Annotated in this window: 21 protein-coding genes; 4 read left to right on the forward strand and 17 right to left on the reverse strand. The window is 54.5% G+C overall.

Annotated elements, in window-relative coordinates; translation table 11 throughout:
• The first annotated feature begins 51 nt into the window (after positions 1–51).
• The gene (locus EV681_RS21670) at positions 52–1,704 is read left to right on the forward strand and encodes a long-chain-fatty-acid--CoA ligase (protein ID WP_278044101.1); all 1,653 of its coding nucleotides are present in this window, start codon (positions 52–54) and stop codon (positions 1,702–1,704) included.
• 159 nt (positions 1,705–1,863) lie between these two features.
• Here the strand turns inward: EV681_RS21670 and EV681_RS21675 are convergent, their stop codons facing one another.
• The 4 genes from EV681_RS21675 to EV681_RS21690 all read right to left on the reverse strand — a co-directional run bounded on the left by EV681_RS21675 (position 1,864) and on the right by EV681_RS21690 (position 4,469).
• Positions 1,864–2,358, reverse strand: coding sequence for an SRPBCC domain-containing protein (locus EV681_RS21675; protein ID WP_130305210.1), 495 nt, complete (start codon positions 2,356–2,358; stop codon positions 1,864–1,866).
• A gap of 89 nt (positions 2,359–2,447) precedes the next feature.
• Positions 2,448–3,242, reverse strand: a complete 795-nt coding sequence (locus tag EV681_RS21680; protein WP_130305211.1) for an SDR family NAD(P)-dependent oxidoreductase — start codon at positions 3,240–3,242, stop codon at positions 2,448–2,450.
• Between the two features lie 120 nt (positions 3,243–3,362).
• On the reverse strand, positions 3,363–3,866 hold the full coding sequence (locus tag EV681_RS21685) for an SRPBCC domain-containing protein (protein ID WP_130305212.1): 504 nt from the start codon (positions 3,864–3,866) through the stop codon (positions 3,363–3,365).
• A gap of 3 nt (positions 3,867–3,869) precedes the next feature.
• Positions 3,870–4,469, reverse strand: coding sequence for an NADPH-dependent F420 reductase (locus tag EV681_RS21690; RefSeq protein ID WP_130305213.1), 600 nt, complete (start codon positions 4,467–4,469; stop codon positions 3,870–3,872).
• 165 nt (positions 4,470–4,634) lie between these two features.
• Here EV681_RS21690 and EV681_RS21695 point away from each other — a divergent pair, with 165 nt between their 5' ends.
• Positions 4,635–5,531, forward strand: coding sequence for a LysR family transcriptional regulator (locus EV681_RS21695; protein ID WP_130305214.1), 897 nt, complete (start codon positions 4,635–4,637; stop codon positions 5,529–5,531).
• Between the two features lie 417 nt (positions 5,532–5,948).
• On the opposite strand, the gene EV681_RS21700 is transcribed toward EV681_RS21695, so the two are convergent.
• From EV681_RS21700 to EV681_RS22890, 9 genes are all read right to left on the reverse strand, one after another.
• Positions 5,949–6,884 carry an alpha/beta fold hydrolase gene (locus tag EV681_RS21700; protein WP_130305215.1) on the reverse strand — a complete coding sequence of 312 codons (936 nt, stop codon included), beginning with the start codon at positions 6,882–6,884 and terminating at the stop codon, positions 5,949–5,951.
• A gap of 49 nt (positions 6,885–6,933) precedes the next feature.
• Positions 6,934–8,142 (reverse strand): MFS transporter, encoded by a 1,209-nt coding sequence (locus tag EV681_RS21705; RefSeq protein ID WP_207227126.1) that lies wholly within the window; start codon positions 8,140–8,142, stop codon positions 6,934–6,936.
• 49 nt (positions 8,143–8,191) lie between these two features.
• Complete coding sequence (locus EV681_RS21710) at positions 8,192–8,812, reverse strand: TetR/AcrR family transcriptional regulator (protein ID WP_130305216.1); 621 nt, start codon at positions 8,810–8,812, stop codon at positions 8,192–8,194.
• Between the two features lie 799 nt (positions 8,813–9,611).
• Positions 9,612–9,908, reverse strand: a complete 297-nt coding sequence (locus EV681_RS21715; RefSeq protein WP_128396750.1) for a DUF1330 domain-containing protein — start codon at positions 9,906–9,908, stop codon at positions 9,612–9,614.
• A gap of 46 nt (positions 9,909–9,954) precedes the next feature.
• Entirely contained in the window at positions 9,955–10,353 is a 399-nt protein-coding gene (locus tag EV681_RS21720) for a putative quinol monooxygenase (protein ID WP_130305217.1), read from the reverse strand.
• Positions 10,354–10,425: 72 nt separating this feature from the next.
• Positions 10,426–10,848 (reverse strand): GlcG/HbpS family heme-binding protein, encoded by a 423-nt coding sequence (locus tag EV681_RS21725; RefSeq protein ID WP_130305218.1) that lies wholly within the window; start codon positions 10,846–10,848, stop codon positions 10,426–10,428.
• A 25-nt stretch (positions 10,849–10,873) separates the two neighbouring features.
• On the reverse strand, positions 10,874–11,887 hold the full coding sequence (locus EV681_RS21730; RefSeq protein WP_130305219.1) for a zinc-binding alcohol dehydrogenase family protein: 1,014 nt from the start codon (positions 11,885–11,887) through the stop codon (positions 10,874–10,876).
• A 480-nt stretch (positions 11,888–12,367) separates the two neighbouring features.
• Entirely contained in the window at positions 12,368–13,555 is a 1,188-nt protein-coding gene (locus tag EV681_RS21735; protein WP_207227127.1) for an L-dopachrome tautomerase-related protein, read from the reverse strand.
• Positions 13,556–13,606: 51 nt separating this feature from the next.
• On the reverse strand, positions 13,607–13,792 hold the full coding sequence (locus EV681_RS22890) for a hypothetical protein (protein WP_128396745.1): 186 nt from the start codon (positions 13,790–13,792) through the stop codon (positions 13,607–13,609).
• 142 nt (positions 13,793–13,934) lie between these two features.
• Here EV681_RS22890 and EV681_RS21745 point away from each other — a divergent pair, with 142 nt between their 5' ends.
• Positions 13,935–14,861, forward strand: a complete 927-nt coding sequence (locus tag EV681_RS21745; RefSeq protein ID WP_130305253.1) for a LysR family transcriptional regulator — start codon at positions 13,935–13,937, stop codon at positions 14,859–14,861.
• Between the two features lie 89 nt (positions 14,862–14,950).
• On the opposite strand, the gene EV681_RS21750 is transcribed toward EV681_RS21745, so the two are convergent.
• The 4 genes from EV681_RS21750 to EV681_RS21765 all read right to left on the reverse strand — a co-directional run bounded on the left by EV681_RS21750 (position 14,951) and on the right by EV681_RS21765 (position 18,426).
• A complete protein-coding gene (locus EV681_RS21750) occupies positions 14,951–15,658 on the reverse strand; it encodes an alpha/beta fold hydrolase (protein ID WP_130305220.1) in 708 nt (235 codons plus the stop codon).
• 53 nt (positions 15,659–15,711) lie between these two features.
• Positions 15,712–16,590 (reverse strand): DMT family transporter, encoded by an 879-nt coding sequence (locus EV681_RS21755; RefSeq protein WP_130305221.1) that lies wholly within the window; start codon positions 16,588–16,590, stop codon positions 15,712–15,714.
• A 60-nt stretch (positions 16,591–16,650) separates the two neighbouring features.
• Positions 16,651–17,268 carry a TetR/AcrR family transcriptional regulator gene (locus EV681_RS21760; protein ID WP_130305222.1) on the reverse strand — a complete coding sequence of 206 codons (618 nt, stop codon included), beginning with the start codon at positions 17,266–17,268 and terminating at the stop codon, positions 16,651–16,653.
• 210 nt (positions 17,269–17,478) lie between these two features.
• On the reverse strand, positions 17,479–18,426 hold the full coding sequence (locus EV681_RS21765; RefSeq protein ID WP_242612357.1) for an AraC family transcriptional regulator: 948 nt from the start codon (positions 18,424–18,426) through the stop codon (positions 17,479–17,481).
• 170 nt (positions 18,427–18,596) lie between these two features.
• On the opposite strand from EV681_RS21765, the gene EV681_RS21770 reads away from it, so the two are divergent.
• The gene (locus tag EV681_RS21770) at positions 18,597–19,454 is read left to right on the forward strand and encodes an SDR family oxidoreductase (protein WP_130305223.1); all 858 of its coding nucleotides are present in this window, start codon (positions 18,597–18,599) and stop codon (positions 19,452–19,454) included.
• Positions 19,455–19,492 lie beyond the last annotated feature (38 nt).

The following is a 19,492-nucleotide window of genomic DNA, read 5'->3' on the forward strand; positions in this document are numbered from 1 at the left end:
CGCCTCATCGATAAGCGGGCCCGAGAACCTGTGTAACGGAGACACTTTATGATGCACTTCCCCATGACGCTCAACTGGCTCTGCCGTTTAGCTGAACGTATGTATGGCACGACCGAAGTCGTGACAAAAATGCCCGATGGAGGATTCCGCAGACATAGCTATGCGCAAATCGCAGCGCGCAGCCGGCGCCTGGCCATGAGGCTGGCCGCCGAAAATCTCAAGCCAGGGGAAACCGTCGGCTCCCTGATGTGGAATCATCACGTCCACCTGGAAGCCTACTTCGGCGTGCCGGCCGCCGGTGGCGTGCTGCATACCATTAACCACCGCCTGTCACCTGACGACCAAGTCTTCATTATCAACCATGCCAAGGACAAGATCCTGATCGTCGATGATGTGTTGCTGCCCCAGATCCTTGGAATATTGCCCAGGCTGGACACGGTGGAGAAGGTCATCGTCAACCAATACGGGCTTGAGGACGCAGCAGGCTTTGCAACGTACGAGGCGTGGCTGGAAGAGCCCGTGCCGTCTGGCGTGACACTGCCCGAGGTAGGAGAGGATTCTGCGGCGAGCATCTGCTACACCGGCGGCTCCACCGGCCGCCCCAAGGGGGTGGTGTATTCTCACCGCGGCCTGGTCATGCATGCCTTCTCACAGGCCATGGTCGATGGTTACGGCGTCAGTCGCAACGACACGGTCCTGGCCGTTGTCCCCATGTTTCACGGCAATGGTTGGGGCCTTCCCTTTTCTTGCGCACTGACCGGGGCCAAGCTTGTTCTGCCCGGCCCTAAGGTCGACCCTCAGAGCTTGCTGGCACTCATGCAGGCGGAGCAGGTCACGTTTTCAGCAGGGGTGCCAACGGTTTGGCAAGAACTTGCGCGCAGCCTGGAACAAGCGACTGCGACTGCGACACCGGCCAACCTCTGCCCGATGACCATCATAACGGGCGGCGCCGCGCCCCCACAGCACCTGTTTGACCGCCTTGAGCGTTTTGGTATCACACTGCTCCAAGGGTGGGGTATGACCGAGACAGCTAGCGTTATTACGGTGAGCAGGCCTGAACCCCGACACAACAAGGCGGTAGACCTGGTCAGTGGCGATTGGCGCCTGAACCAAGGCAAGCCGATGGCCATTGTTGATATTCGGATCGTATCGGAGGGGAACGTGCTCGCGCATGACGGACGCTCGATTGGCGAAGTCCAGGTGCGAGGCGCATGCGTGACAGACAAGTACTTTGAACTCGACTTGCCTGGCCGCTGGACCGAGGATGGATGGCTGTGCACCGGCGATATCGGTCACATCGACCCTGGCGGTAACCTGAAGGTACTGGAAAGGAAGGAAGACCTGATCAAATCGGGCGGCGAATGGATCCCCCCTCAAGACTTGGAAGACGCCCTTCTTGAATTGCCTGAAGTCATTGAATGCACAGTCATCGGCATTCCACATGAAAAGTGGGGTGAACGGCCTCTCGCGTTGATGGTGTTGGCGCAAGGCGCCACGATCGAAGACGAAGCACTGCGTTTACATTTGCTCGGAAGATTCGCCAAATGGCAGCTCCCCCAGGCATTCGTTGCGGTCGCTAACATTCCACGTACCGCCGTGGGAAAGATCGCACGCCGTCAGCTGCGTGAAGCGTATGCCGACTGGCCAAACCGGGCAGCAGAGGCAGCCCGCCCAAGCGTGCTCGAGCGGGCGCGCCTGATATAGCTTATTTGGGGCGCGGATGCGGGCTCTACACCTCAAATCAGATTGTGAGTGGTGCCATTCGGGAATGCAGGTCGGGTTTACTCTGTCGCCATCTTACCCGTTTCTCATCTTGATGCCAGTTCACAGGATGTCTCGTTCCTATATGCAGCAAGCGCTCTTCTAAATGCTCAAGGCTTCGCGTTCGAGCGCCACTTTAGCGAGTTCTTTCAGAAGTTTTTCATGTGTACGCCAAAAGACGTCCGGCGCCTGCTTGGCCAATTCAAGCCAAAGTGGTCCCTGCATTGTCTCTTCCGTCCAGACGTGACAGCCACCCGCGATTGGCGTGATGATCCAGGCATGATAGGCTCGTGATTCACTGGAAACTTTTGGACCTCCGCCCCAGGCTATGCGGGTTGAGGGTTCAAATTCTTGTACCGAGGCCAATATATCCTGCCCTGCCAAATTGGTCTCAAAGCGAGTGCCGTATTGCAACATTTCATGTCCGTCCAACAGCTCGACCTGTTTGACGCCCGGATAAAATCGAGGCCAAGTTATCGTATCAATAAGAAGCGACCAGATCGTCTCAGCAGAGACAGCAATTTCGAGCTCATTGGTAAAATGAATGGGAGATCTGCTAGGTTTCATCTCTGCCGGCCAGTTAATTGCTTCAAACATACTATTGTCCTAAAACTTTTTATTAGGCTGCCTGATTTTCAGCAGGCAGGAGGCCTTGTTCGCGCCAGCGGTCATGCACCCAGTCCCATTCAATGGATCGAGCGCACGACGCCGCCGTCAACGCGAAGTGCTGCTCCGGTCGTACCCGAGGCTTGCTCAGAACAAACGTAAACCACCATATTTGCGATTTCTTCAGTCGTCGTTAAACGGTTGATGAGTGTCGTTGGACGCATTGTTTTCAGAAAATTTTGCTCTGCCTCCTCCTGCGTGATGCCCTGCTCCTTTGCGGTGCTCTTCATCCAATTGGACAAAATCTCGGAGCGCGTCGGTCCAGGCAGAACCGCGTTAACAGTAACACCCGTTCCCCCGACTAGCTCTGCCAACCCCCTCGATACCGCCAACTGCGCGGTTTTTGTCATGCCGTAGTCAATCATCTCCTTGGGTATGTTGATCGCCGACTCGCTACTGATAAATACCACCCTTCCCCAACCGCGTTTAACCATCGCTGGCACATAGTGCCTTGCGGCACGCACGCCGCTCATGACATTGAGCTGGAAGAGATCAATCCACTCCTTGTCGTCCTGATCAAAGAAGCCGTTGACATGGGCGGTGCCCAGATTATTGACGAGGATATCAACATCGGGCACCTGCTCTGCCAGCGCTGCGGATCCCTCAGCCGTCGAGAGATCGGCAACTATGCCGGTAATATTGGCGTTGGGTAACAGATCGCGCAGCTCTTTTAACGCGGCAGCCACACGCTGTTCTCCGCGCCCGTTAATGATGACCGAAGCGCCCGCTCGCGCGAGCCCCTCAGCAATCGCGCGACCAATACCTGCAGTTGATCCGGTAACTATTGCCTTGCGGCCTTTAAGTTCGATGTTCATGCAATTTTTCTCCAGTGGCAGGCAGAACCATAGCGTCGCTGCCGCGAGCCGCAGCACGTTCTGCCCAAAAAAACTCGCGCGAAGTTGTATTTCACATACTGCGCTCAGGGTGAGAACCAGTTAGCGCGCTAACTTTGCTGTTTGCGCCTCGGCGGCACCAGCGAGGCGTTCGACCCATTCCTGGTGATAGCGATATAGTCCACCAGGATATTTCTGTCCAAGAAGATCGAGGAACCAGGGACCTTGTTGCGTTTCTTCCGTCAACACATGGCACCCCTGATCTGTAGGCGTAATCACCCAGCCGTGGTAAGCGCTCGAACCACTCTCATCACCATCAACCGTCGTCGCCCACGCGAGCCTTCGGAACGGCTCGAACTCAGTTACGATAAGGCTCATGGGAAAACCAACAGTTATCCGACTGTATTGAGTTCCGAACGCCAATCTCCGCTCGTTGGTCAGTATTTTCACCTGGTCTTCAGCAGGAAAGTAACTCGACCAGTTTTCCGCATCTACGAGCAACGACCACACGACTTCAGGCGGCGCTTTTACGTCAATGTCGTTGAGTGCGTAAATAGCCGACGTTTTTGGATCAAAACGCTCAGGCCAGATTACATGGTTATACATGACTCAATCTCTTTTGAATAAATCCTGGAAAATCAAAGGCGCCCAGCGCTTATCTCGGGCCTGCACGAGCTGACCACCCTGCGCAATCTTGCCAAGACTGACAGGGGCAAATCCGAGCTTGTCGACCAGGGCGGCAACTGTCGTGCTTGCATCTTCGTGATCGCTTGATACAAAAATTACCCGACGCCCCCCGTCCGAAGCCGGCTCTTGCGCCAGCACGCTGGCGGGCAGATGATTAAACGCTTTAACAACGCGTGCTCCTGGCAACGCATTTGCCACTACAGCCGACGAGGGCAAATTATCCAGGTCTGATAGTGGTACACCAAAGGCATTAGTGACATCGATCACAATTTTTCCCTGCCAAGTCTTAGCTGCCTGGGCGACGTCGCGGTGCGCCCAGAACGGCACTGCCAGAATGATCACATCAGCCTTGACTGCTTCCTGGACCGTCAGCGGATGCACCTTGTTATCGTACTCCTTCGCAACCGATGTAATCGAATCAGGTCCACGCGTATTTGCCATGCCAATAGTGATACCGTTACGGGCAAATTGACTGGCCAGTGCCCTACCGACATTGCCACTACCAATAATTGCATAAGTCATCATAATTCCTTAATTTAACTGTCCTGAATGTGCACTTGCCAAAGTCGCTGCTGCTCTACGTACTGGATCGGCTATGTGTTCAGGCATTTTAAGATTCGAACACATATCTGAATAGCCAATATATTGAGATATAATCCATCTATATTAAAGATTGGTGATAAAAGCATGCTAGATGGCGTATCGTTGGATCAGCTCAGAACCTTCATTGCAGCGGTAGATGAAGGCAGCTTTTCGGCTGCGGCCCGCAAACTCAACAGGGTTCAATCAGCGGTAAGCGGATGGGTCGGTGGACTGGAAGAACAAATAGGGGTCAAGCTCTTTGACCGCTCCGGCCGCTTTCCCAAACTCACGCCAGAAGGTGTGCTGCTGCTTGCAGATGCCCGTGCCGTCATTGCGCGCGTGGACACGTTGAAGGCGCGAGCCAGGCTTATGACCTCAGGCGTAGAGCCCGAACTCTCGGTGGTGATCGATGTATTTTTTCCGACGTCGGTGATAAGTTCCGTCGCCAAGGCGTTCGTGACTCAATTTCCGCTAACCCCATTACGTCTCTTTGTGGAGGGTCTGGGAGCAGCTTATCAGCCCGTTTTGGACGGCCGATGTAGTTTAGGCATACTCCCACCACTGCCACGGACATTTCCCTCGTTGGTCAGCGAGCGGCTGGGAGAATTACCGCTGATCGCAGTCGCTTCGGCAACGCATCCGCTCGCAAGCTTCAATAAACGAATACCACGACATGAGCTGGCAAAACACGTCCAACTTGTGCTTACCGACAGATCCGACCTGACAAGCGGTCATGACTTCGGGGTCGCATCAACTTCAACTTGGCGTCTGGCCGATTTATCGACCAAGCACGCCTTTCTCAAAGATGGCGTCGGATGGGGAGGCATGCCCTCGCATATGGTCGAAAAAGATATCGCTGCAGGCACGTTGGTCGTTCTGGATGTAGACGAGATGCCGCCTACTGGCTGGATGTTGACAATGTCCGCATTTCACCGATCATCGCAACCACCTGGACCGGCCGGTAAATGGTTCGTCGACCACTTGAAGACGTTGTGGCAGTAATCCTGCAAGACGCCCTATATCTGTACGAAGAATAATTCAGAACTGAGTGACGAAAGTTCAGAACTCAATAACAATCGACAGCCCCTGTCGAAGTTTCGGAATATCGATATTGAATTTCCTTAAAAATCAATTAACTCTTAGTGTTTCTGCAACCTAGACAATATGTCTTCTGGCAATCCCTCCAAGAGGAATTTTTCCGCTATCTCCACAAGCTCAGAGGTGAGGAATTGGAAACCGGCTTTGTGCAACGACAGCTACATCGCTTCGAGCTTCGCGATGGACTCAGGATTGCTCTTTATGACCAGAGCAAACATCAACGCGGCCCCGCAAAGAGCGATGGTCAAAGCAATGGCAATCTAACCGCCGTAAAACTTGCACGCTTGAATTAGGCGGTTCAGAACGTATTGGCTCGGAGCCTTACCCGAAGAAGGCCATCAGCTCGCCGGCAACGGCATCAGGTTGTTCCTCGGGTAAAAAATGACCGCATCGAGCAATCATGGCGGCGTGGACCTCTTTCGCGTAAGCTCGCAGTGGCCCAGCCATATCAGGGATGGAGCCTTGGTCTGCGCTGAGTGCAAGGACTGGCATCTTCAGCTTGCCCTTTGCACTTAGCTCTCGGTTTTGGCGTGCCGACAACGGTACGGCACGGTAATACCCCAATCCGGCACGCAGGCCCCCATCTTTCTTGAAAACGCGCACATACTCGTCGATGTCGGCGTCGGTGAAGGTATTTGGATTGGCTGTCTTACGGCGCAGGAACCATTCAAGATATTCGCGCTCGCGTCCGGTGATCAGCACTTCGGGCAGGTCCGGTATCGAATGAAAGGCAAAATGCCAGGTGCGCCAGGCGCGGTCCGGTGCAATTGGCAAGGCGTCGGGCAGTGTGATACCAGGGATTCCTGCATCGAGCAGCGCCAGGTGCTTGATCTCGTCGCCAAAAAGCATTGCATAGGGGTAGGCTACCCAGGCACCGATATCGTGTGCGGCAAGTGCATACTGACAAATGTCGAGTTGCTCGAGTAATGCGTGAGTCATGATGGCCAGCGTTTGGGTATCGTAACCGTCAATGGGGCGGTCCGAGTCGCCTTGCCCGGGGATGTCTGGAGCAATGACGCGGTAGCGCTGTGCAAGTATAGGCATGATCTTGCGCCATGCGTACCCGCTCTGCGGATAGCCGGCAAGGAGTACGACGGTATCTCCGTCGGCTCTTCCGCCGATGACGTAATGAAGTCTGATCCCGTGAACGGTCTCGTACCGGTGCTCGAAGCCAGCCATGCCTGATACGGGCTGGGAGTTTGGTGTTGCTTCAATATATTCGGTCTCTAGCTGGGAAATGGTGTTTTGTGTTGACATGAAAATACTCCTTAAGGTGAAGGTCGCAAGAGCTGCGGCGATGGATAATCTAACGTGGCGTTGAATGATTTCGTTCTGTGCACAGGCTGATCAGGGCGAGCACAGACAGGCCGAAACCGATCCAGTTAATTAGCGTCCAGCCACCATTTGTGTAAGCCCAGGTGCCGAGGATTGAGCCTAACGCGCCTGCTGTAAAATAAGTAGCCATGAATAGGCCATTAAGCCGGCCGCGCGATTCCGGATCCAGCAAGAAGATGGAACGCTGTCCGAGCACAGCATGCACAGAAACACCAAAGCCAAGGAAAATCGCGCCCAAGGTGAGGCCCATAAGACCGATTACGCTTGCGGACGACCCCAATCGCCCAAATACAAAGCAAGCTGCAACGGCAAGCATGGCGATGCAGGTGGCAGATTTGTCCCAACCGCGATCAGCCGCGTGGCCTGCCAGTGGAGCAGCCAAGGCGCTGGCTATGCCAGTAAGTGCAAACAGGGCGATATCGGTCTGGGAAAATTGGAAATTGTCGGCCAACAGCAGGGGGACTGTGGTCCAGAAAAGGCTGAACGCACCGAACAGACAGGATTGATAAAAGGCCCGGCGGCGCAGAACAGGGGTGTGCCAGATCAACGGCCCCATGGATGCCAGTAGACTGCCATAGCGTAGCCCCTGTACCGGGTGGCGAACCGGCAGTGCGATCCGCAATACGGCAGCCAGAATTGCCATGGCTACAGCCGAGCCCAGGAATACCGTGCGCCACGACCCCACGCCGGTGATGAAGCTCGCTGCGGGCCGCGCGAACATGATCCCAAGCATCAGTCCGCCAGTAACAATACCGACAACGCGGCCCTGCAAAGCCGAGGGCGCAAGATGTACTGCGTAAAGCACTAATAGCTGCACGGTTACAGACCCAAGGCCGATCAGTACTCCCGCAGCCAGAAATGTGAACGCATGGGTAGCCGATGCCGTAGCAACCAGAGCAAGCGTGGCGACACCGAGAGTCGTGATGACCAAGCGCCGGTTCTCCATCAAATCGCCCAGGGGCACTATCAACAATAACCCGATGCCATAGCCTACCTGCGTCACTGTTGCGACCAAGCCCGCAAACTGCACTGATAGGCCAAGTGAAACGGCGATCGGGCCGATCAGCGGCTGTGCATAGTAGATATTGGCAGCGATCATGCCGCAGGCGGTGGCGAGCAGCAGGAACACCCAACTGCCAGGTGCTTGAATCGCTTGCCCATGAATCGATGAAGTCTGCATAAGAAGCCTTTAATATGGAAATATTTATTTCCTAATTAGATAAAAAAATTTAGACGACCGCGCGTATCGCCTCGTCCGCCGCCGCCACCATTTCGCTACGGCTGCGTCCGAGTTTCCCAATGACCCGGAACCCCTGCAACAGACACAGCAGACTGCGTGCCGCTGCGAAAGTGTCGATGGCAGGAGATACTGAACCATCTTCTTGCCCCTCACGGACGAAATCCCTCAACATGCGCTCCAGTCGCAACAAGCTATCTTCAACTCGATTTGCCATTTCTTCGTCGAATGTGGCTAGAGCCGTTGCACTGGCTGCGACTAGACATCCATGTGTGCCTTCGTTGCCAGAGGAAGACTCTGCGTAGAAATGCAGCACGGCACGGATTTTGTCCAATCCACTTGTCTTGTCTTTGAGGCGGACTTGCAATTGGGTACTTCGCTGACTTGTATATCGATCGAAAGCCGCCAGAAAAACAGTTCGCTTATCTTTGAAAGCTTTATATATGCTACCGGCGGTCAGGTTCATCGCAGAACAGAGATCCTCCACCGACGTTGCATGGTAGCCTCGCTTGCGGAACACCAAAATAGCCCCGTCGAGCGACGCGTCTATGTCGAATTCGCGGGGTCGCCCCGCACCACGGCGTGGCTGATGTGAGATATTTGATGAAGTCATGAGCGCAATTATAGGAAATAATCATTTCCAAATCAAGTTAAACAGACCCCCATCCCATATAAGGTGCTTCAGTGATAGAAAAACGCAAGCTGTCATACTGACAACGCCAACTGTTGTCATAAGCCGATTTCTATATTTTCAGCGCACTGTGGCATCGCCAGATTTAACGATGATGTTTTCCACGACGCCGGCTCCAGCGCGACGGAAAGCTGCGGCGGTTTTGTGTTCAGAGGATTCGAAACACATTACAGCCTGTTCAAATGTCAAAACTCAATTACCACATATCGTAAAAATTTTTTGAGCCTTCCATGGTGCGATACTGCCCTCCGCGGCCCAGAATATTATCCTTGTACTGTTTTACCGCCGGCCCCATTTTCCTGGTTAATCGCAAGAGCGAAGAGGTTTACCCAATCCGTGATTGAAATAGGATCAGGCAAATTTTCCCCAGTTATAGATGTAGTCAGCAACTTGTGCTATGTTGCCGCCCGACGTCTTACCTTGAATGGTCCTGGCAGCAAGCCCTCGGCGTACATCCACGCGCGAAGCAATCGTGCATGGCGCCCCATATCTTTACGAAGAATTGTTCAGAACTGAGTGACGAAAGTTCAGAACTCAATAACAATCGATAACCCCCTATCGAAGTTTCGGAATATCGATATTGGCTTTCTTAAAAAAACAACTAATTATAAGATTCTAGTTTTCTTGAATTGATATCCAATTTTTTTCTCGAATGATATTTTACGAATTTGGGTTTCATTAATTGATATGGAACAAAATGCTGTTCCTCCAAACCCTATTTCTACTCTGTATCCGTTCCTTCTACGAGCGTGGCGTTGTATTGAGCACCCAGGAACCGGTGCTGTGCTGCTTTTTGGTAGGCATCGCTGTAGTACCACTCCTTTGCTGCAGCCATACTGCCAAATTTAAGAATTACGGTACCTTCTGTTTTAACCCCCTCAAGTGTTTCCTGTTTCCCATAAGCCACAAGAAAATCAACCAGCGTCTCTTTGAAAGAGTCGCCAACCTCTTGTGAATATTGTGCCAGGCTGGCCTTGTTAGTTGTCATTACTCGTTGAAAAACGATATAAGCGCTCATTTGTTTTACCTTATTAATAACCGTTCGTTGAAAATTGTGTGCGTCTTTACGGCAGAGGTCGCAAGATTGACACTTCGGGGGCGCCGCTTAAAAGCGGTTTGAGCACATTTAAAAAATTTTTCGATTCCGGCAGTTTCTCGAAAGTACTAAATGCATCTTTATTTCGAAAACTTTCAAATGCGATGTAGACATCGGGGTCTGCGGTGGCAAGCACTCGAAAGTCAACAACCTCGGAATGTTGACGACTTACCGCGACACGATCCTTAATGATCCGCAAGAACTGGGTACGGCTTTCCTGCCGAATTGGAAGCTTCACGAGCAGGCCGTAGCTGGCTGCATCAAGAGCGGTTGAGACCGAGTCCGGCGATTGGGCGCCAGCAGTGGACGGCAGGATCATGGGCGCAGCGACGACGAGCGACAGTGCACATAAGAGCGTTTTTTTCATTTGTATATCCTTGTAGATGGATGCAGACTATTTATCTGTAAATAGCCTGCATTTTTCGTAAAATTCGCCTCGTTATAGAAAACCGGCGTTACGCAGCGCCTCTTCGGCAGCCTCGTGGTCCTGGACAGAGGTGCCGCCAGAGATACCGATACCGCCCACAAGGCGTTCATCATGGATGATGGGCACGCCGCCGCCCACCGGTGTCATGCGCGGATGATGGGCCAGCCCAGCCACGGTGGGATCTGCCATGTACTGGTTCCATTGATGCGTGGACATGCCAAACGAGGCAGCCGTCCAGGCCTTGTCAGTGGCAACACCCACGGTGAGAAAAGGAGCCGTATCTGCGCGCTCAAAAGCACGCAGGTGACCTCCCGCATCGGTGATCGCGATGGTCGCAGCGAATCCTCGCGCGGCACAGGCGCGGCGCGCTTCGGCCAGCAATGCCTGTGCGGCTTCCAGACTGATCGTTGCCGTGTCGATAATTTTCTGTGTCATATGCTTGCTTCCTTTTCAGTCAGGTTCAGGCGTTGGCAATCACAACTTTGCCGATCATGTCTCCAGCCTCGACCAGAGCATGTGCGTGTCTCAGACTTGCCGCACTGATGCCGTCGATGCGCTGGGTCATGGTGTGCTTGATGTCTCCCCGATCAACCAGTTCGGCCACTCGGCGCAGCAAGGCATGTTGGCGACTGATGGTGCCGGTGGTGAACATGGCTCGGGTGAACATCAGCTCCCAGTGGATTGAAATGGACTTGCCTTTGAATGGTCCGATATCCAGATCCACCGGGTCGTCGATGAGCGCGAACTGGCCCTCGGGACGCAACACGGCGGCGATCTGTGGAACATAGACGGCGCTTTGATTTAGTCCAACGACATGAGTGACCTGCTGGATGCCGAGCTCGGCCAATTGCGGCGCCCACGGCTGGCGGTGATCAATCACGTGATGCGCGCCATGCTCTAGAACCCATTGACGAGTCTGCGGGCGCGAAGCTGTGCCGATAACAGTCATGCCCGTTAACGTGCGTGCCAATTGGGTCAGGATGGAGCCTACGCCGCCTGCCGCGCCGATGATCAGCAGGATGTTGTTGTCGGTCGGATCTGCCGCCTGAACACGTAGACGGTCAAACAACAATTCCCAGGCAGTGATGGCCGTCAGCGGCAGCGATGCGGCTTCGGCGAAATCCAGCGAGACTGGCATCGGCCCGACGATGCGCTCGTCCACGGCCTGCAGTTCGCTGTTGCTGCCCGGCCGCGTGATGTCACCGGAATACCACACGCGATCACCTTGCTTGAAGCGGGTCACCCGCGGTCCTGTGCCACGAACGATGCCTGCGGCATCCCAGCCAAGGATACGAGATCCACTCGCAGGAATATCGCCCCCGAGCCGAACCTTGGTATCAACCGGATTGACCGATACCGCTTTGACTTCGACCAGCAGGTCGTAGTCACGCAGTTCGGGGGTCGGCACCTCAATGTCTTGCAGGGCCTGCGGGTTGCTGATTGGATGATTTTGAGAAAAGCCTATTGCCTTCATGAGAAAGCTCCTTTGATAATTGGAAGAGAACGAGATCCCGTAAGGCCATTAGCTGTCGGGGATAGAAGAGCTTCATGTTATTCTTCTTCAATTTGCAGATAAACCCACTTAAAACCAAAACACTTTCTGTAATTCAATGAAAATCATTCGACTAGATCACGTTCAGATCTTGCTCCACTAAGAGCACTGGCGCTCTCCGTACAGATCAAACAATGGGCTCTGCTCTTGCATGCGGCGAAGATTGTGAAGCGTCGGTGCGACGATGGTCGATTATGCTTTTACCGACCAATTCGCCCTTGCTCCAAGGGAGCATTACAGTGTTTGCGTCAATGCTTCGAGGGAACTCTTCAACAGCGTGTCCAAAAGCGCATCCCGTTTGACCACGCACGCTGATCCGTCTGAACCACAGCGGCGCTGGCGGCGTAAAAGCTCAGGTCGATATGGCTCAAACGGATCAGAGGTTTCAGGTTGTCTTCGATGTCAGTGGGTTGGAGCCGGGGCAGCGTCGATTTTCACGCGCAGCAGGCTGTAGGGTTTGTCGCGCAGATCCTTGCCATCATGGAAGCCTGCCTGACGTTGGAGTTGGTTTGCGATGAAATACAGGTAACCGTCAGGCCCGATAGACAGCGTGTCCGGCCACAAAACCCGGGGATCGTGGACGATGGTCTCCCAGCTTGCGTCAACCCTAAGCTTGCGGATGCTGTTATGTTCATAATCTCCCGCGTATACGGCACCTTCGGCGTCAGCTTCAAGGCCGTCAGAGGCACCTTTTTCACCCAGATCTTTCACCGCTGCGGCCAGTTGGGCTTCGCTGACGTTCGGATCCCGCAGCAGCGCGGTAGGCACGGAGTACAGGTGGCGGCTGGACAAAGGACAGAAATATAGCGTTTTACCATCGGGAGACAGCGCAATGCCATCGGATGCCACAGTCAATGTCTTGCGTTTGCCGTCTGAGTCTTTGGTGATGAGTGCCTGCTGCCCTTCGACCACCGGTATGAACGCCGGATCCGGAGAGGTTGATTTGGCGCCGTTCAGACGCCGTACGGCTTTGCCGCTGGCGATGTCAATCACGATAATGGCGCCAGGGCCAGAGATGGATGAGTCGGTGACGTATACCGTACCTTCCTTACCAATACGAAAGTCAAAGCGCATGTCGTTCACATAGGTGCTGGACAGCATCACGTTAGCCGGAAACACCAGGGTTTTGACGATCTTGTTGGTGGCCAAATCCACCGCCACCAGTTTCGCGCCGCCTGCCTTCGGGGCAGCAAAACCGGGTGCCGCGGTATCTAGCAGCCAGACGCGACCCTTGCCATCGGCAACCACGCTCTGCACGCTAATCAGGCCTTTGGCCGGATCTTTGGTATCCTCGCGGTTGAATGCCGCATCGGGATAGGGATAGACTTGACCCTCACGGATTTCGCCGACCGTGAACGCAACATCATCTCCCCATTTCGGGTAGTTTACAAAGATGCGTCCGTTATCGGTGACGGTGATGCCGGTGGGCATCGCGTCATGGAAGGCGAATACCTGATCGAGCTGGCCAATAGTTTTATCTGTCGCAGCATGTGCAGGCAATGATGAGGATTCGGTGGCGAAGCTGGTCTGGCTTGCTGCTGCCACCGCAATGGCAAAGACAGATGTGAAGAAACGAGATTTCATAAGCATGTGGGCTCCTAGGCCTGCTGTAACAGGTCTGTTGAATAATTGAAATGACTGTCAGAAACCTTCCAGGATGATCTTGCCAGTGGCCTTGCCGCTATCGATGAGCGCGTAGGCGTGGGCGTGACGCAGATTTTCCAGACTAATAGTCCCGAAATGCTCACTCAACGTAGACACCTCGATATTTTGCAAGGCCTGCGGGTTGCTGATGGGATGATTTTGAGAAAAGCCTATTGCCTTCATGAAATTATTCCTTTAATAATCTGAAGAGAACGAGATCCCGTAATGCTATTCACTGTCCGGGATGGAAGAGCTTCATGTTATTCTTCTTCAATCTGCAGATAAACCCAATGAAAATCAAAACACTTTCTGTGATTCAATGAAAATCATTCGACTTGATGACATTCAGATCTTTGTGCGTACGGCAGACGCCGGCAGTTTCTCGGAAGCCGCACGCCAGCTGAACATCGCGCCCGGACAAGCGAGCGCTTGTGTGCAAAGGCTCGAGAAGGCCCTGGACATCCGCTTGTTCACGCGCTCCACGCGCAGCATGCAACTATCGGAGGCCGGTGAGCGCTATTTGCCGCATGCGCGGCTTATGGTGGACGCGCAGGAGCAAGGCGACCTGGCCTTGGCTGGCGGTCGATCGGCACTGACCGGCCCGCTGCGGCTATCGGTCCCCTCCGACTTCGGACGCAACATACTGTTGCCGTGGCTGGACGACTTCCAGCACCAGCATCCAGGCCTGTCGTTGCAACTGAAAATGAGCGACCGAGCCGCCGACCTCATCCGCCAGCCGCTGGATGCCGTCGTGCGCTATGGTACGCTGCCCGATTCATCGCTTCTGGCCCTGGTTCTGGCCGGTAACAACCGGCGTGCGCTGTGCGCCGCACCTGCCTACATCGAACGGCACGGCGCCCCGGCCAAGCCCGATGACCTGCGGCGGCACAACTGCCTTCGTTACGTATGGAGCGAACAAGTCCATGAACGCTGGCGCTTTACCTTGCCCGGCGGCGAACGTACTGTGGCGGTCACGGGCAACCGCGTTAGCGATGATGCCGATGCAGTTCGCCGCTGGGCCATCGCCGGAGAAGGTCTGGTCTACAAATCACGACTGGATCTCATCGACGATCTGAAGGCGGGGCGGCTGGTGGAGTTGTTTCCACCAAATCATTGCGAGCCCGCGCCATTGAACCTGATCTGTGCCCACCGCTCGCGGCTGACGCCCGCAATCAACGCATTACATCGTTTCCTGAGGGAACGGTGCGACACCTTGCTGAGCAGCCATCCACCGCGAGACGACATTGGCTAAATTGACCAGGCAGCTCGACGTACGCCCGAAGCAAATTCACATGAGGCAAGCGCAGATACAAGCTATTGGACGCGACAGCTAGTGCAACGTCATTTGGCCGCTTCGGCCAATAGCAACGCGACCATCTCGTCCGGCCGATCCAGCATGATGGCGTGCCCACATGCAATGTCATGGACTGTCCACCGGGGATCCGCTTTCAAGCGCGCATGCGTTTGCACAAACCAATCCCCGCCGTTCTTTGTCGCGAACACGTAAGTACGATTGGCAACCGGCGCTGAATCTACGCCTGCTTTCACTCCTTGCACGAAGGTAGCCAGCGGCTGCGGTACAGATATTGTGTCGACCCTGACCGCGTCAGCTTCATTCACGTTAAATACCTCAGATGGAATCGGTGGGATCATTCCGCCATTACGATTTGCCTGCGCCAAAAAAGCCAGCGCGGTTTCTGCGCCTGTAATATCGATAAGGGACTGTCCATCTGCCGGCGCATAGGCATCAAGATAGAAGAGCGTTCGAATGCGATCTCCAACCTCATGCGCAACGCCGGTGATGACCAGTCCACCATACGAATGACCACATAATATGACGTCGGAAAGATCCTCGTACTTCAATACGTTCACAATGTCTTGAATATGGGTGTCCAGGTTGATCGCTCGGTCAGCCAAGTGAGCCCGCTCTCCGAGACCTGTCAGCGTAGGCGTGTAGACATCGTGACCCGCTTCGCGAAGCTTGCGGGCGACCCTTGCGTAAACCCAGCCGCCTTGAAAAGCGCCGTGCACTAAAACGAATTTCGCCATGATTGATTCCTATAAATAATATTAAACACGCGCGTGCTGCCCTCTTGCATGATTCACTGCGCCTTATTTCTTGTGTGCTGTCCAATAGAAACTGGCCACTGACTGAGCGCAACACCAGAAACACAAATAACGGCACCCAGCATCAGCATTGGGGTCAACGGTTCATGCCTGAAGGCGACGCCCGCGCCGATCGCGAAGAATGATTGAAGCAAGGCATAGGGTGCGACCCGGGCCATTGAGAACCGGGCAATTAACCAGAACCAGGTGATAAATGCGACGATGCCGCCGAGCATGACGGTGAAGGCAAAAGCGAGCCACTCTGAACTTGAAGCGCTTTGAAAAGCGTGCATCTGATCGCTCTCCACGATCAGCGAAAGCCCAAGAAGCTGGAACCCCGTGAAAAACGACATCCAGGCAAAAAGCCTCACCGGGTCAAATGGACCGAATTTTTTTGCAAGCACATTTCCAACTGCCAATCCAATCGCAGAGACCAGGATGAAGAGCATCGGGACCAGGGGGACTTCCAAGCCGGGATCGACAACAGCAAATGCGACACCACACAGCGCAACACCAACGCCGAGCATCACGCGAGCAGAAGGCTTTTCGCCGAGCATGGGCCAGGCAAGCATTAGTGTGAACGGCGTCCAAAGCTGGTTGGCAATCCCGGCAATACCAGCTGGTGCCTGGGTCAGACCGATGAAGGCACCAGCAAAGTTCACGCCCCCCATAAAAAGAGAGATCAAGAAAATCGGCCAAATCTCAGGCTTTCGAATGCGCCCGACAAAAGGAATGAGAATCGCCGCGATCACTGCGAATCGCAGTCCGGCAAAGAACAGTGGCGGCAGCACTGTGAGCCCGGACTTGATAACGACATATTGAATGCCCCACAGCAACGGCACAAGCAGCGCTGCCACGATATGAATAACGTTCATTTATAAACCATTCAGTCTAAAATTAATAAAAAAAATACCTCACACCCAAATCTTTAGTGATCAGGCTGCGAGGCTGCGAATAAGTACTTGTACGGCGGCTCGTGCGCTTTGGGGCTCAACCTCGATTTTGCGAACAACACGCAAGCCCTCCAGAAAGCAAACCAGCATGTGAGCAGTCGCGGCTGGGTCGACACGCTGGACCACACTGCCCTCTTCTTGGGCACGGACCAAGGTCTTGAGCAAACGCGCCTGCATCGCCCCAAAAAAACGAGCGACTCGCTGCGAAATTTCCTCATCCCAGGCCGCAAGTTCCATGGCAGTCGCCACCACCAGGCAGCCGCGCTGGCCAGCCGCGCCGTCGGTACGCGCAACGTAGCCGTCCATGCATGCCTTGAGTCCCTCCAGGGCATTGCGACCAGAAGCAAGCTCTTGGTCCAGACGATCGAGCGCCTGGCTGATGTAGCGATCAAGAGCCAGAAGAAAGAGACCGTGCTTGTCGCCAAAGGCGGCGTACAGGCTCCCGCGGGATAGCTTGGTCGCCCCCATGAGATCCGGTAAGGAGGTGCCTTGATAGCCCTTTGTCCAGAAAATCTGCATGGCTTGTTCGATCGCCTGGTCAGGATTGAACTCGCGAGGGCGTCCTCTCTGTCGGTCGGATACAGTGTTTGTGTTGATCATTTTCAAATTATAGACCGATTAGTCTAAAAATGTAAAGAAAATATCGAAAGCTGGCATCTATTCATGGCGTAGAGGCGTGTGGCACGCGTACGCAGATGGTTTTGTCAACGTGACTAGCGCGTGGCCCAAGAGCAACCCTAGCCTAGTCACACAGTTGGTGAGTTCCCCGCAATCCTGCCAACAACTTGGTGTCACACCGGCTCGCACCCACTAATGGGCCACTGCAACCGCCTCAAGTTGAGCGGGAGCCATAAGGGCAAAGGCGGAGCGCATTTCGCGCGCCTCTTCTCCAGGACTGCGACCGAAGAATCTCTTGAACTCGCGGTTAAACTGCGATGCACTCTCGTAGCCAACCCTTACCGCGGCGCCCGCCGCAGTGACATTGTCCCGTATCATCATTAGCCGCGCATAGTGCAATCGCACTGATTTAATGTACTGAATGGGCGAGGTAGCAGTAACCGCCTTGAAGTGGACATGAAAGGCTGGGGTGCTCAATCCTGCTTCGCTCGCCAGCGAGCCCACGTCCAGCGGCTGAGCGTAATCGCTGTGGATGTGCCGCAGGACGCGGGCAATGCGCCCGAAGTTGCCATGGCTGGCCAGCGCCGCCCTAACGGCCCCACCCTGCTCGCCGAGCAGGACACGGAAGCATAGTTCACGCACGATAGCTGGTCCCAGCACCCGGGCCTCGAGCGGTGAGCGTAGGGCACGAAGCAGGCGCACAGTAGTATCGGCCAGTGTAGCGTCCAACTCTGTGGAGACGATCCCAGCGGGTGAACTGATCGAGGCGGGAGCATATTGATCCACATCGATGATCAAGCCAGCCACGGCAGTCATGTCTAACCGCACCGATACCGCCAGCAGGGGTTCTTCCGGGCTGGCATCGGTCTCGGTCGAGAACGGCAGCGGTACCGATAGCACCAGATAATGCAGCGGGTCGTAATGGTAGATGCGATTAGCCAGGTAGCCGCGCTTATGCCCCTGGCAGACAATCACGATACTTGGTTCGTAAAGTACAGGCGTGCGGCCCAGGGGTCGGTCGGCCCGCATCAGCCGCACGCCATCGAGCAATGATCGGGTATGGCCTTCGTGCGGAGCCAGTTGTTGGATCAGAGTGACCATTTCACGCTGTCGCGACGTATCCGGCGGGTGACCATGCATAATTGATATTCCAACGAATTATATAAAAATCATATTTTTTATTTAAATAATATTCAAATAATAATCATATAAATAGAAATAGGCAATCACGCAAGAGCTTTTCGCCTAGTCCGAGCAGCTCGGCAATTCTACAATTTCTTCTGGTCTTTACAATCATCAGGAGAACATCCATGCAACAACAAAAATCGAATACCAAGGTCTGGTTCATTACTGGCGCCGCCCGCGGTATCGGCCTGTCGCTTGCCCGCCAGGCGCTGGCGCAGGGTGATGCCGTGGCCGCCACCTCGCGCACGCTCGACAGCTTATACCAGGCACTGGGCAAAGACAGCGCACAGTTACTGGCGTTAGAGGTAGATCTTGTGAGCGAGGCGAGCGTACAGGCAGCCATCGAAAAAACCATTGCCACCTTCGGGCGCATCGACCGCGTAGTGAACAATGCCGGCTATGGCCAGCAAGGTACGATCGAGGCGCTGACCGATGTCGAGCTGCGTCGCAATTTTGACATTAACGTGTTCGCACCATTAAATGTGCTGCGCCATGCCTTGCCGCATCTGCGCCGACAGCGCAGCGGTCATCTCTTTAACGTGGCCTCCATCGTCGGCTTTCAGGGCGGTTACGCTGGATGGGGAAGCTATGTCTCCAGCAAGTTCGCGCTGGCAGGTTTGACCGAAACCCTGGCTGCCGAAGTTGCCGAGCTGGGCATCAAGGCGACCGTTGTCTATCCTGGCCCGGTGCGCACGGGATTTTTGTCAAAGAATACGCTGGCCGTGGCACAGCGTTCAATTGCCGAGTACGCCGAGGCGCAAGCCTCGCTTGATCTGCATCTGAACGGTCTGGATGGCAAGCAGGCGGGTGATCCGGAGAAAGTGGCATCGCTGATCCTGCAAGCAGCCAATGCTGCCAAACCGCCGGTGCATCTGTTTGCGGGCAAGATCGCCACCATGCTAGTCGAGCAGAAGATGCAGGCGCTACGTCATGATCTGGATACGTGGCGAGAGGCCTCGGACGCGACTGATTTCATCGACTGATTCTCTGTTGTATATACCGTGTGGCGATTCGCCATGCG

Origin of the sequence: Advenella incenata, assembly GCF_004217095.1 — a bacterium.
GTDB classification, from domain to species: domain Bacteria; phylum Pseudomonadota; class Gammaproteobacteria; order Burkholderiales; family Burkholderiaceae_B; genus Advenella; species Advenella incenata.